This is a genomic window from Alteromonas sp. H02 (assembly GCF_059682525.1).
Genome location: NZ_CM185021.1, coordinates 3,222,385 through 3,236,635 on the forward strand (window position 1 = coordinate 3,222,385; position 14,251 = coordinate 3,236,635).

10 protein-coding genes are annotated in these 14,251 nt (G+C 51.2%); 8 read left to right on the forward strand and 2 right to left on the reverse strand.

The window, feature by feature from the left end:
• The first annotated feature begins 208 nt into the window (after window positions 1–208).
• The 7 genes from AC566Q_RS14890 to AC566Q_RS14920 all read left to right on the forward strand — a co-directional run bounded on the left by AC566Q_RS14890 (window position 209) and on the right by AC566Q_RS14920 (window position 9,558).
• A complete protein-coding gene (locus tag AC566Q_RS14890) occupies window positions 209–1,909 on the forward strand; it encodes an L-lactate permease (protein ID WP_105934176.1) in 1,701 nt (566 codons plus the stop codon).
• A 58-nt stretch (window positions 1,910–1,967) separates the two neighbouring features.
• On the forward strand, window positions 1,968–3,668 hold the full coding sequence (gene dld, locus AC566Q_RS14895; RefSeq protein ID WP_105934177.1) for a D-lactate dehydrogenase: 1,701 nt from the start codon (window positions 1,968–1,970) through the stop codon (window positions 3,666–3,668).
• A 41-nt stretch (window positions 3,669–3,709) separates the two neighbouring features.
• Complete coding sequence (locus tag AC566Q_RS14900) at window positions 3,710–4,405, forward strand: PepSY domain-containing protein (protein ID WP_499607547.1); 696 nt, start codon at window positions 3,710–3,712, stop codon at window positions 4,403–4,405.
• Window positions 4,402–5,400, forward strand: coding sequence for a PepSY domain-containing protein (locus tag AC566Q_RS14905; RefSeq protein WP_499607550.1), 999 nt, complete (start codon window positions 4,402–4,404; stop codon window positions 5,398–5,400). Before AC566Q_RS14900 ends, AC566Q_RS14905 begins: the two co-directional genes overlap by 4 nt.
• Window positions 5,401–5,539: 139 nt before the next feature.
• Window positions 5,540–7,822, forward strand: coding sequence for a TonB-dependent receptor plug domain-containing protein (locus AC566Q_RS14910; RefSeq protein ID WP_499607553.1), 2,283 nt, complete (start codon window positions 5,540–5,542; stop codon window positions 7,820–7,822).
• Window positions 7,823–7,970: 148 nt separating this feature from the next.
• A complete protein-coding gene (locus tag AC566Q_RS14915; protein WP_105934181.1) occupies window positions 7,971–9,038 on the forward strand; it encodes a sensor histidine kinase in 1,068 nt (355 codons plus the stop codon).
• The gene (locus tag AC566Q_RS14920; RefSeq protein WP_499607556.1) at window positions 9,031–9,558 is read left to right on the forward strand and encodes a response regulator transcription factor; all 528 of its coding nucleotides are present in this window, start codon (window positions 9,031–9,033) and stop codon (window positions 9,556–9,558) included. The genes AC566Q_RS14915 and AC566Q_RS14920 overlap by 8 nt, the downstream gene beginning before the upstream one ends.
• 130 nt (window positions 9,559–9,688) lie before the next feature.
• Here the strand turns inward: AC566Q_RS14920 and AC566Q_RS14925 are convergent, their stop codons facing one another.
• Complete coding sequence (locus AC566Q_RS14925) at window positions 9,689–10,174, reverse strand: tetratricopeptide repeat protein (RefSeq protein WP_105934183.1); 486 nt, start codon at window positions 10,172–10,174, stop codon at window positions 9,689–9,691.
• A gap of 238 nt (window positions 10,175–10,412) precedes the next feature.
• Between AC566Q_RS14925 and AC566Q_RS14930 the strand changes: the two genes are divergently transcribed.
• Complete coding sequence (locus tag AC566Q_RS14930; protein ID WP_499607559.1) at window positions 10,413–12,701, forward strand: winged helix-turn-helix domain-containing protein; 2,289 nt, start codon at window positions 10,413–10,415, stop codon at window positions 12,699–12,701.
• Here AC566Q_RS14930 and AC566Q_RS14935 read toward each other — a convergent pair.
• Complete coding sequence (locus AC566Q_RS14935) at window positions 12,698–14,245, reverse strand: amidase family protein (protein WP_499607562.1); 1,548 nt, start codon at window positions 14,243–14,245, stop codon at window positions 12,698–12,700. The two genes, AC566Q_RS14930 and AC566Q_RS14935, sit on opposite strands and share 4 nt — an antisense overlap.
• Between the last annotated feature and the right edge of the window lie 6 nt (window positions 14,246–14,251).

Consider the following 14,251-nt stretch of genomic DNA (forward strand, 5'->3'; position numbering starts at 1 on the left):
TTTGTGCAAAAAAGGAAACAATCATATTGGATCTGAATATAGATTAACAGTCAGCACAATTGTAGAGTCCACTGCATAAAATAAAGTCTGTTACATTATTTCTACACCGTCGAAACATGACGCTTTGAAAGCAGGCCGAAACGCTTAAAAATGTACCCTATCTGCAAAATATCATCCCCGGGGTGATACCGATTTCAGGAGAAACACTATGAGTGATGTCACACTGGGCTTGCTGGCATTATTACCCATCGGGCTATCTGCCCTGCTGTTACTGGGCTTGCAATGGCCGGCCCGCAAAGCCATGCCAGCAGTACTGGCAGCCACCGCACTGCTTGCCCTGTGGGTATGGGATATGAGTGGGCAACGCGTGGCAGCTTCGATTATTCAGGGGCTCATTGTGACCGTTTCTGTGTTGTGGATTGTGTTTGGCGCTATCTTCCTGCTCAATACCCTTAAACATACCGGTGCTATTCAAACCATTCGTCAGGGGTTCGCTCAGGTTTCACCTGACCGCCGCGTGCAGGCAATCATCATCGCCTGGTGTTTTGGCACCTTTTTAGAAGGCGCATCCGGCTTTGGTACGCCGGCAGCGATTGCCGCACCGCTCATGGTTGCACTGGGCTTTCCGGCGCTGGCGGCGGTAATGATTGGCATGATGGTTCAAAGTACACCGGTTTCCTTTGGCGCGGTGGGAACACCGATTATTATTGGCGTTAATAACGGGCTCGACGCCGCCACCATCAGCCAGCAGCTGGCTCAGGAAGGCTGGAGCTGGGAACAGTTTATCCAATTAATTACCACCCAGGTCGCCATTATCCATGGCATTGTTGGCACCCTGATGCCTCTGCTGATGGTGATATTTCTTACCCGCTTTTTTGGCAGCAACCGCAGTTGGAAAGAAGGTTTTGCTATTTTGCCTTTTGCCTTGTTCGCCGGGCTAATGTTTACCCTGCCCTATGCCCTGACCGGCATTTTCCTGGGCGCTGAATTTCCTTCACTGATCGGCGGATTATTCAGTCTGTTTGTGGTCGTTAACGCAGCGAAACGCGGCTTTCTGATGCCTCGCACATCGTGGGATTTTGCGCCTAAGTCAGAATGGCCGAAAGCCTGGCTGGGGATGCTGGAAATACATGCTAACGATTATGTCGGCAAACAGCCCATGTCGCAGTTTAAGGCCTGGACACCCTATGTTCTGGTGGCACTACTGTTAGTGATTTCCCGGGTATCAGGCGAAGTCAAAGCCCTGCTCAGTGGTCTTAGCATTGGTATGACCGATATACTTGGTGAAGCCGGTGTGAGCGCAGCATTTAGTCCTCTTTACCTGCCTGGCGGCCTGCTGCTGATTGCCGCGCTGGTGGCCATTGTATTTCAAAGTCATGGCCAAAGCCGCCAGCACACTTTTACCACCGCCTTAAAAGACTCCGGCAAAACCATAGTCGGGGCCGGATTTGTGCTGATGTTTACCATTCCCATGGTGCGCCTGTTTATTAACTCCGGCGTTAACTTAGCCGAACTGCCCAGCATGCCAATGAGCAGCGCCTTATTGTTCGCCAACCTGTTTGGCGAGGCTTTCCCTCTGATCAGCCCGACCATCGGAGCATTAGGCGCCTTTATTGCCGGCTCTAATACGGTGTCGAATATGATGTTCAGCCAGTTTCAGTTTGAGGCGGCAATGAGCCTTAATCTGTCGCCGGCACTGATCATCGCTGGCCAGGCCGTGGGCGCCGCCGCTGGCAACATGATAGCTATCCACAATGTGGTGGCAGCCAGTGCTACGGTGGGTTTGCTGGGTCAGGAAGGTACCACTTTGCGTAAAACATTGTTACCCACGTTTTATTATGTGGCATTATCCGGCGCTATCTTAATGCTGGCGCTTTATGGCCTGAATATAAACGGCCCGTTAGGCTGACAATGCGGTACGGTTTCGCAATAATGATTTATCCGGGTCTGAGTACAGGAGCAACAAAATGAGTCATTCCCCTATCCTCTCGCAATTTATCCAGCTCCTCGGTGAAGACAAGGTAGCTACCGGTGATCGTCGCACTGAGCACTATCGCTCGGGTTGGCGTTCAGGCTCCGGCACGGCATTGGCCGTGTTATTTCCCGATACGTTACTCAGCTTGTGGCAGACCCTGCAAATCTGTGTCGATAATAACTGCATCATAATAATGCAGGCCGCCAAAACCGGTCTCACCGAAGGGTCAACACCAAGCGGCGATGACTACGACCGTGAAGTGGTAGTGATTAACACCCTGGCCATGGATAACCTGGTGGTGCTGGGCAACGGTGAACAGGTACTGAGCTTTCCGGGTACCACGTTGCATAAACTGGAAACCACACTTAAACCCTTACACCGGGCCCCTCATTCTGTGATTGGATCTTCGTGTTTAGGCGCATCCATTGTGGGTGGTGTGGCGAATAACTCTGGTGGCGCACTGGTTAAGCGTGGCCCGGCTTACACTGAACTTGCGCTGTTCGCTCAGGTCACCGCCGAGGGCAAACTGGAGCTGGTCAATCACCTGGATATTGAGCTGGGCGATACGCCACAGGAGATACTCACTAATTTAGCAAGCGGCAACTTTGATCACACCACCACAGCCAGTGACAAAAAGGCCAGCGCCTCGGATTACACCGAGCGACTGCGCGATGTGGATGCCGATACCCCAAGCCGCTTTAACGCCGACACCAGCCGACTTTACGAGGCCAGTGGCTGCGCCGGCAAACTGGCAGTATTTGCTGTCAGACTGGACACTTTTGAAGTCGCCAAACAGGAAAAAACCTTTTATATCGGCACCAATAACCCCGATACCCTGACGCGTTTACGCCGCCATATCCTGGCTGAATTTAACTACTTACCGGAAGTGGGCGAATATATTCACCGCGATATTTTTGATATTGCCGCCAAATACGGCAAAGATACCTTTCTTAGCGTAAAACACCTTGGCACCGACCGGTTACCTAAAATGTTCGCCCTGAAAGGCCGCATCGACGCGCTGCTCAATAAGGTTTCGTTCGTTCCTGACTTTCTCACCGACCGCCTCATGCAAGGGGTTTCAGGGTTGCTTCGCGAACACCTGCCCGACCGCATGCTCGAATACCGTGAAAAGTATGAGCATCACCTGATCCTCAAAATGAGCGATGAAGGCATTGCCGAAGCGCAGGCGTTTTTGCCGGCGTTTTTCGACAACAACGAACAGGTAGGCGGCTTTTTCGAATGTACCGAACGCGAGTCAGGCAGTGCTTTTTTACATCGTTTTGCCGCTGCTGGCGCGGCGGTGCGCTATCAGCTACTCCATCAAAAAGAGGTGGGTGACATCCTGGCACTGGATATTGCCCTGCGCCGTAACGAGCATGACTGGGTAGAGAAACTGCCTGAATCACTCACCGATAAAATTGACAAGTCGCTGTATTACGGGCATTTCTTCTGCCATGTTTTCCATCAGGATTATGTACTGAAAAAAGGCGTGAATGCTAAAGAGGTTAAGGCTGAAATGCTGCGCATTCTGGACAGCCGTGGCGCCAAATACCCGGCGGAACACAATGTGGGGCATCTGTATCAAGCGGAAGAAGGACTCGCGGCCTTTTACCAGCGAATTGATCCCACCAACACCTTTAATCCCGGTGTGGGCAAACTGGAAAAACACAAACGCAATTGCAGTTGCTGCTGATTTGTGGTTTTCTGACGCTTTGGGGCCACTGCTGTTAACCTGTGATACAAAAAGCAAGAACGCTACATAAATGGCTGATGCGACTGGTTGGTGTGCAGTTTATTTTATGGGCCATCACCGGCTTGTACATGGTTTGTCTGGATATTCATTTTATCCATGGCGAACCACTTGCCCACCCGCAGTCAGCGCCGCTTCAGCTTAAAGACATCAGCTATTCAACAGCGCAGCTACTGGCTGATTACCCGGACGCGACCGATATTAAGCTGGTTACGTTATTGCAAAAGCCAGTGTACCGATTTCGTTCAGCCGCTGGTCAGCGTGCCATTCATGTGGTTGATGCCATAACCGGCGAACCTCAGGACTTACTGAGCCAGGCGCAGGCCAGCACAATTGCTGATGATGCTTACACGGGCACAGCAGCAATCAACACTGTTTCGCCATTAATTAGCCGCGATGCCAGCGGTGCTCTAAACCCGCTTTGGGTAGTGAGTTTTGACGATGTTGCGTCATCCACGTTGTATATCGAACAACAAAGCGGGCGCATCATCCGCCGCCGGCATCATTACTGGTATGTGTTCGACTGGCTGTGGCGACTGCACATTATGGATTACGACGACGGTGAAAATGTCACCAACGGCTGGTTAAGACTGGTTTCGCTGCTCTCTGTGCTGGCTGCAGTAAGCGGTTTAGCATTGCTATTGTTGCGTTTGACCCTGCGTAAACAGGCCGCCGTATGATCCGCTTAATGATGGCTAACTGGCACAAATGGCTGGCCCTGGTGGTCAGCATTCAACTGCTGGTGTGGCTGATAACCGGCTTATACTTTAACAGCCTGATGAACAGCGCCGCCAATGTCCAAACCCGACAGCCAGTTCAACATGAGGGCTATCTGCCCGGCCGTGAACTCTATCCACCGCAGGCCATAGATGCCCCACCGCCGGTGGCGGTTTCGATTATCTGGGTGCTCGGAGCCCCCTATTATCAGTTTGAATACAATCAACCGTCACACGCTTATTTTATCCGCCAACGCCGGATATTTGATGCCACTACCGGTGCGCCCTGGCAAATCAGCGCTGAACAGGTAGCTGCTATAGCCGGCCAGGCCTATGCAGGCAGCGCCCCGGCAGGTGAACCAGTACTACTGAAACCGCCAATAGACGATCTGCCCCGCCAGCAAAATCCGCTATGGCAGGTCAGGTTTGCCGATGAATTTAATACTGCCGTTTATCTCGATGCATTAACCGGGCATGTCATCAGGCACACCAATGACCGGCAACGCTTTGATGATTTAATGTTTACTTTACATTTTATGGATTACACTGGCACCGGCTTTTTTAATCACCCGCTGATCGTGATTTTTGCCATTGCCACCAGCCTGTTAGCATTCAGTGGTGGGTACTTATTAATAAGTCGCTCAGGCCCACCGGGAAAGCAGCAGGCGTCGCCCTGTTTGCTAACCGTGAATTTTGTTTCCGGCGCCGAATCCACCAGCTTACCAGCCCGGGCAGAGGACACGGTGTTTACTACCCTGAGTAAGCATGGCATCCATTTACCCTCAGAATGCGGTGGTGCCGGTACCTGCGGAAAATGTCGGGTGCAATGTCAGTCTGTTCCCCCTGTCAGTGACATTGAAAAACACCATCTCAATGAGCGACAGCTTGCTAATGGCATCCGCTTAGGCTGCCAGCAACAACTGGGTAAATGTCAACAAATCACATTGCGTAAACGGTAAATTTCAGCGCCGCTAAACCAGCCAATGCGACAATATGCCGCATTGGCTGAACAGCCCGTTTCGTTATCATTAGCTCACTTAGTCAGGCCCCTGATTTTAAATAATAACTATAGCCTGGCACTGACACTCAGGAGCTTTAATGAAACACCCACAGCACGGTAGGTTTTTGCGCAGCCGCCTGGCGCTTGCCATTACATTATCTGTTAGCATTCTCAGTGAATTCGCTTATGCCGAAGCGAGTCCGGCGGAAACGGATATTGAACACATCACGGTAGAGGGTCATACCGGTCATATTTTATCAGGCCATACGACTGTATTGAGCGATAGCGATATTGCTCGCAAAGGCGCAGCCAATGCTGACACAGCCAGCCTGCTACGAGGTATAGCCGGCGTGCATTTAAATGCCACAGGCGGATTATCCAGCCTGCCAGCAATTCACGGCCTGGCTGACGATCGTTTGCGGGTAAAAGTGAATGGCATGGACCTGATATCATCCTGTCCTAATCATATGAACCCGCCGTTATCCTACATGGCACCAAATGATGTTGGCACATTAACCGTCTATGCAGGCTTATCGCCGGTCAGTGTTGGCGGCGATAGTCTCGGCGGGTCTATTATCGCTGAGTCACTGCCACCTGAGTTTTTATCTGGTAGCGAGGCAACCTTGTCAGGCGAAGCTGGCGGTTTCTACCGAAGTAATAACCATGCCCGCGGTGCAAACCTCTCCCTGCAATATCTTTGGGATTCCAGCTTGCTCAGTTATACGGGCAACTGGAGCAAAGCTAATAACTACTCAGCCGCTGAAGCATTTAAGTCACAAACAGCCACTGGCAGGCCAAATCATCAGCTAGCCCTCGATGAAGTGGGTTCGAGTGCCTATGAAACCCAGAATCACAATGTGCGCTTTGCCTGGCAGGCCGATCAGAATAACCGAATTGATGCCAGACTGAGCTATCAGGACATGCCCCAGCAACTCTACCCAAATCAGCGCATGGACTTACTGGATAATGAACAAATCAACCTCAATCTGGCCTGGCACCGCGAGACCGACTGGGGCCAAATTACCACCCGGTTCTATCATGAACAGGTTGAGCATATGATGAATTTTGGTGCAGACAAGCAGTTCTGGTATGGCAGCAATGCCATGATGGGTCTGCCTTGCGACCCTATCCGCTTTATGGGCGACCCTGAGGGCACCTGTGCTGCCGGAATGCCCATGTACAGTGAGTCAGACAACAACGGCCTGACGGTAAAAGCCGACTACTCTCTGGCTGCTAATGATGTTTTGCGTGTTGGTCTGGAGCTTCAGCAATACAGTCTCGACGATTACTGGACGCCATCAGGAGGTGGCATGGGTCCAGGTACATTTTTAAATATTAATGATGGCCAGCGTGATCGTATTGCCGCATACGCTGAGCGTGAACAGGCAGCGGGCACTCACTGGTTACTAATGTATGGCCTGCGCTATGAAAATGTCGCCATGCAAACCGGTGAGGCAGAAGGTTATGCCACGGGTGACAATGCCCCGGGTATGCAAATGATGCAGGCCAACGCTTTTAATAATGGCTCACGTAGCAGCACCGATAACAACATTGATGTCACCTTTGTCGCGCGCTATCAGGCAAGCCGTGAACTTCACACTGAGTTCGGCTACGCGCATAAGGTGCGTACTGCCAACTTATATGAGAAATATACCTGGTCGTCATGGATGATGGCTGCCGGTATGAATAACCTGGTTGGTGATGGTAACGGCTACGTGGGAAATGCATCATTGTCCCCAGAACAGGCCGATACCATTTCGGCCAGTATTAGTTGGCAGGATGAGCAGCACAATTCACTAACGGTTACCAGTTACTACACCTATATCAGCGATTATATCGATGCCGTAGCAGCCAATACGATGTGGATGCCAAATCAATTTAACGTACTGCGCTACGCAAACCAGTCTGCCCGAATCTATGGTACCGATGTAAGTGGCACCTGGCATATCAGTCATGGTAGCGCCGGCCACTGGCAACTCGATGGTAGCCTCAGTGCCACCAGTGCCGAAAATAAAGACACCGGTTCTGGTTTATATCAGGTTATTCCCTTACAAGGCTCACTCACCTTGTCACACCGGGCTGATGGCTGGCAAAGTAGCCTGGAATGGGTGTTGGCGAGCAGCAAGAAAAAGGTGTCAGAAATCCGCAATGAGGTTAAAACCGCTGGATATGGTTTACTGAATCTGCAGGTAAGTCATCAATGGCAGTCATTCAGAATCGACGCCGGCGTTGAAAACCTGCTTGATAGGTTTTACTTCAACCCTACCGGCGGCGCCTATACCGGTCAGGGCATGACCATGTCTCTCAATGGCATCCCCTACGGGATAGCGGTACCAGGTATGGGACGTGCGGTTTACGCGGGGTTCCAATGGCAATTTTAAAGGTCTGAAAAGAGGTGTGGCAGCTTGGCTTGGTCGTTGTTGCGGACGATAAATGCCACACCTTTTCTTTTTTACTCTGTTGCGCCCGGTCAACCCCTCCTCACTAAACTCCGGTATACTCAATTCAATGATTTAAACGGGTGCTGACATGCTACTGCTGTTGTTTTTGCTTATTTTCGGCCGACGACGTATTCCTGCTGGATTCACTTTGTTTCTGGCGTTACTGGAGATCGGCCTGGTCAATGTTTTCATCGCCCTGAACGGGGCCGCCAGTAATCCCTTCAGCAGTATTTTGTTGGTACCACTGGTGCTGAGCCTGATGCTGCTGCCCTTTAAAGCTGGCTTCGTGGTGCTGGCTGTCAGTATGGCAGGGCAAAGCCTGCAACTCATCGTGCCAGCTGCCGGCCACCACTCGGCTATGATGCAAAATCATGCCCAGGGAATGGTACTAAGCTTTGTATTAACCAGTCTACTGGTCGCTACTGTGATCTTCTATTTTCGCTTACAGCTGGGCACAAAAACCGCGGCCATTCAACAGCTCCGTGAACGACAGCTAAGAGACGAACAATTACTGGCTATCGGCACCGCCGCTGCGCAGCTTACCCATGATGCGGCTACTCCGGTGCAAACTATGCGGTTGATTCTAGAGGAACTTCAGGAAAGTCTCGACGAAAGCTTACTTGTTGAGCTTGAGGGACAGTTTTATCAGCTTGAAACCTTACTGAAAAACTGGCGTGAGGTGGCCGACGATGTGCGTGAATCAAGAACCAGTTTATTTGACCCCGCGACTTTGATTACTTCAATCAGGCATTTATTGCTGCTTGCCCGCCCTGAGGCTGAAGTCATCTGGCCGCCCCGGATTAGTGTGGATGGCAGTATTAAAGGCGACCGTACCCTGATCCCCGCCCTGGCCAATATTGTAATTAACGCTTGTGATGCTGCTTCAGGCCGTGCCGTAACGGTCAGCGTGGACGCTGAACAATTGGTTTATCGATTAACTGTCACCAATCCAATAAATAAGGACAATCCTTTCCCAAAGGAACTGTTAGGTTCCCGCTTTATTCAGAGCGAATCCGGCTTTGGCGTTGGCGCGGTGTTATCAAACGCCACCATTGAAAAGTGCGGCGGAAAAGTGAGTTGGGAAAACCATGCCACTCGGGTGACAACCGTGATAGCCCTGCCACTCGTTAACGAAGACAAGACCACAGATGACTAAACCCTTAATCATTATTGATGACGACTCGCGACTGACAGCGGTACTCGCACGGCGCTTTACTGCAACAGGTAATTATTCAGTCACCACTTATGCCCAGGCCAGTGAAGCCCTGGCTGCGCCCGCCACACCCTGTTATGGCATATTACTGGACATGATGATTGGTGACGAACTGGGCCTTGAGTTTATTTCCGCTCTGCAAACGCACTATACGCCAGAACACCTGATCATCATGACCGGCTATGCCAGTATTGCTACCACAGTAACCGCCATGAAGCGCGGGGCTACGGATTATCTGGCTAAACCTGCCAGCTTTAATGAACTTATCAATAAACTTGAGGGGCAACCGGCTGGCACAACAGTGGAACATAAACCGCTGACGGCGGCGCAGGCCGAGTGGGAACACATCCAGCGGATCCTCGCCGAACACGACGGTAATATTTCCAGAACGGCAGAAGCCTTAGGTATGCACCGGCGCAGCCTGCAGCGTAAACTGCAAAAACATTCGCCGACAAAAAAATAAGCCCCGGCAAAGCCGGGGCTGCAGACTGACTAAACAGCCTGTGGGGTATAAACGGTAATCCGTGTTACCAACACCCCGATAAGAGCCCCTTTTGGCAGGGGCTACAGCTCACAGAGGGAACGTCTGTAAATTAGTTTTTGCTCAGCAAATCACGTTGTTTGGCCAGTTGCAGGTTTTGCGAAACGATACGCTGCTTGGTTTTTCTTTCGTTGGCCAGGGTTAAGTCAGCAATACAGGCTGGCGTGTTATCCGCCAGGCAATGCATTACCGCACGGTTGTTAAGAGCGAATACGTTATTGCTGCTGGCATCAACGGCTTCATTACAATGCGCCTTCGCACTGTCTAAGTCGCCAACCGCTACGTAAGCTACGCAAAGGTTATTCAGCAGAGGTAAACGGTTTACACTTACACTGGTGCGAGCCAGAGCTGCCTTAGTGCGGGCAATTCCTTTAGCAAAGTCGCCCTGCTCGATTTCGCGTACACCATTGACATCGCGCATGCTGGTTTTTAATTGAAACGACTCAGCGGTCACCTGGCTGCTTGCCATTACGCCACCGGCAAATGAACAACATACAGCAACGAGCAACGGCTTTTTGATACGGTTAATGAAAGACATAGTTTTTTCCTCAACACAACGAACAGTTATTTGTTAGCCTTATCCTTTGTCGACATGCAGAAACTGCTTGTTAACCAAAAGGCCACTACTTGTTTAAATTTCGGTTGAGTATGTAGCACGATTCACCAGCCTGCCTGATGAACAACAAATTAAATCCTAAAGAATAACTAATAGATTATTTATTTGTTTTTTTATAATGAGTTACAATAAAACCTAATGAAATTTCGGAGACCTAAGGTTGTCATTTAATCCCCCACCCGGCAAAGGATGCTTTACCATAAACGCCATCGTGGTGGATATTGGCGATCACACTATCCGAACAGGCAAGGATATTCGCCGCATTGAACCAAAAGCCATGCATGTGCTTTATCTGCTCGCCTGCAATGCCGGTGACACCGTGGAACGTGGTGAATTATTGCGCGATGTGTGGAATGGGCGGGTGGTAGTAGAAGAAGCATTAACCCGGATAATTTCTCAGTTACGTCAGGCCCTTGGCGACAGTCAGCAACGCCGGCTGATCCAGACCGTACCCAAAAAAGGTTATCGACTACGTGGTGAAGTTAACTGGCAGAGCACGCTGACAACAGCAGAGCCAACGCCTTCAGCAGATAATAGTGAAGCGTTAACCTCAGAAAATGCGGTTTCGGAGGCAGTGGAATCCTCCACAGACTCAGCGCCAGCAAAACAACCTGAACCGCAAAAAGCGCTTTCCCCTGCCCCGGTAGTTAGCAAAAAGGCCTGGTTTGTTGCTGCAGTACTGTTTGTCCTGGTGGCGGTTGTGGTGTTTACGCTCAATAAAACAATAACAGACGACACAATCAAGCCCGATCAGCAACGCATTTCGGTAGCGGTGTTACCCCTCAGACAACTGAGTAACGATGATGACACCCTGTATTTTGCCGATGGCATTACCGAGGAACTCACCGACTCGCTCACCCAGAACCAGAATCTCGACGTGCCATCGCGCTATTCTACCCTGGCGGTTACCAGTTCAGAGGATAACAGTTTGTCGGATGTGGCGAGCTCGTTAGGTGTGCGTTATCTGGTTGAAGGCAGCGTCAGACGTATTGATGAAGAGTTTAAAATTGCCGTTCGCCTGATTGATGCTGACACCGACCGGGTGGTGTGGTCTGAAAGTTATACCAATACCGCATCCAGTTTATTTGCTATTCAGCAAACTATAGCCCGACGCCTGAATGAAGCATTATTGCCACAAACCAGCGACACCGAAGTTGCCCAGACATCATCGCCCGACAACATTGAAGCGTACCAGTATTACCTGCGCGGCAACTACTGGCTGATGAACGGGAAAACCAGCGAGTGGATCTATAAGTCTGAAGCCGCCTTTCAACAAGCCGTAGAGCTCGCGCCTGACTTTGCTGCCGCCCACGGCAAGCTGGCTTACCTGTACGCCCGTCATGATTTTCATGATGCGTTTATGCCTCGCGAAGAAGCATTGCAAAAAGCCGATGCCGCCATCTCTAAGGCGTTGCGCAACAATCCACAGGAAACTAATGCGTTACTGGCCAGCGTGATCATAGACACCGCCGCGGGCAATTTCAGTTCAGCAGAAACGACTCTGGATGGCATTCTCGGCCGCCAGCCTAATCACGCAACTGCACTGTATATTTATTCTGAGCTTGAGCTGGCTCGCAACCGGTTTGATGCGGCGCTTTCCCGCGCGCAGCAAGCCTACGAGCTTGATCCGCTTTCTCCCTGGATCAACGTTAACCTTGCCATCGTGCGTTTCTGGCGCAGTGAATACAAGCCAGCGCTTGAAGCAGTACAAAACGCCATCAGTATCGACAGCAATTACACCTGGGCGTATGTCTGGCAGGCCAAAATTTTACATCGTCAGGGGCAGTTAAACGCGGCAATAACCAGTATGCTGCAGTCGGCAGACATCGACTCCGCCTCAGAGGTCAACTCGGCTTATACGGGGCTGTTATATCTGGAAATTGGCGATGAAGAGCGGGCCGAGCAATGGTTCAGACACACCGCCAGCTTGCTGGGCGATACGCCGCAAGCAAGATTCTGGCAAGGCTTACAGCGTTTTACTCAGCCACAACAGGCGACGGATGTAGCTCGCCAGCTCATGCTCGATTTACCCTTACTCGACAATCGAATTTTTAGTCTGTTGCCGCTGCTTTATCAAAACTACCTGCAAGCGGGTGACCGCGAGGCAGCCATTGTTTTTTTACAAAGCCGAATTGCCGACACGGCGTCTGAAGTGAATGTACACAATTACCGTTTCTATGCGGCGCTGCAGGCATTAACCCCCTTGCCGGATGAAACGACAGAAACCCTGCAGCGGTTGATGACAACAATCGGGGATAACATCGCGCCTTTACTGATTTACTCTTTGCTTACCGGGCATCATACTCCCTCTGCTTCCGCCATGATGTCAGGCGGGTGGCTCGATTACTATTGGCTGATTGAAGCGGATAATACTGCTGAAGACATGCGTCAAAAGCTACTCGAACAGAGGCAACAAGCTAGCAGCCAGCGAGCCTTACTCCTGCCTTAGAAACCCGGTGGTGGTTTGCGATGGTTGGTTGCCTGTTCGTAGCTATAGGTCAACTTGATCAGCGTTGGTTCGGCAAACAACCGGCCCACAAAGCTTATCCCTGCGGGTAACCGCTGCTCGCGGGTAAATCCCATGGGAACGGTGATAGTTGGCAGACCAGTATGCGGGGCAATGTGCTGACTGTTATCCCCTTTATGCCCGTCGGTATCAGCAATCTCTCGAGGCGGAAAACTCCAGGTGGGATAGATCAGCGCGTCAACACCGGCGTCATCCATAGCTTTAACGACCTGCTCTCGAAAATTAATATTGCGTGGATGAGTGTACAGATCACTACACTGCTGGTCCTGATTTTCCGGGTTAAGCATATATTCCAGCGATTCTTTCACAGGCACCGAATATAACTGTGCATCGTAAATCGCCTGCAACGAATCATACAAAGAACGCCCTTCAAGCGAAGTTAAGTACTCGTTGACGTCGCTGACAAACGTATTACACCAGTTATCTTTAATCAGGTTGGGATAATCGTCGATAGCAATGGTGATCACCTGTGCGCCCTGCGCTATCAGGTCGCTCACAGCCTGCTCAAACAACGCTTTGACTTCTGCATCGATGGCAGCTGTATCAGTGTAGTAACGCAGTACGCCAATAGTAGCGCCCTGCAGACCATCTGCCTGCAATGAACTCAGATAACTCGCCGGACGTTGGCCCTGACTCTTTGCCGTGATGGGATCGGCTTCATCATAGCCCGCAATCACATCCAGCACGCGCACTGCATCTTCAACGGTACGCGCCATAGGCCCTCCAATATCGTTGCGTAAATAAAGTGGAATAATGCCATCCCGACTGGTTAAGCCCATGGTGCTGCGGATCCCCACCAGCGCATTGTGAGAGGATGGTCCGCGAATGGAATTGCCGGTGTCGGTGCCCAGCCCCACTGCCCCCAAATTGGCGGCAACTGCTGCGCCAGTGCCGCCACTGGAGCCTGCTGGGGTGCGTGAAAGATCATACGGGTTACGGGTTAACCCTCCCACAGAACTCATGGTCCAGCTCGGGCTGAAGGCCCATTCAGCCATGTTGGATTTAGCCAGTACGATGGCACCAGCCGCTTTTAAGCGCGCCACCTGAAAGGCATCATCAGGCGGCGTAACGCCTTTAAGCGCCACCGAGCCACCGGTGGTTTGAAGCCCCCGGGTATCATAATTATCCTTCACAATAACCGGGATGCCATGCAACGGCCTGAGTTCTCCGCTGCGGGCAAACTCGGCATCCAGGGCTCTGGCCCTGGCCAGAGCCTGCGGATTAACCATGACGATGGCGTTTAAAAAGGTACTTTGATCAAGCCTGGCAATGCGCTCCAGGTACTGTCTGGTTAGCGCTTCTGCGCTCAACTCGCCAGCCATCATAGCCCGATGAATATCGGCTATAGTGGCTTCGGGCAGGGTAAACTCCGACATTACGGGCGTTTGCGCTGACCTGGGTTTAGTTGCTGTTGTCTGGCAACCGGCAATACACCAACAAATGGCAACTAGTAACGCAAGTTTCATAGTGTC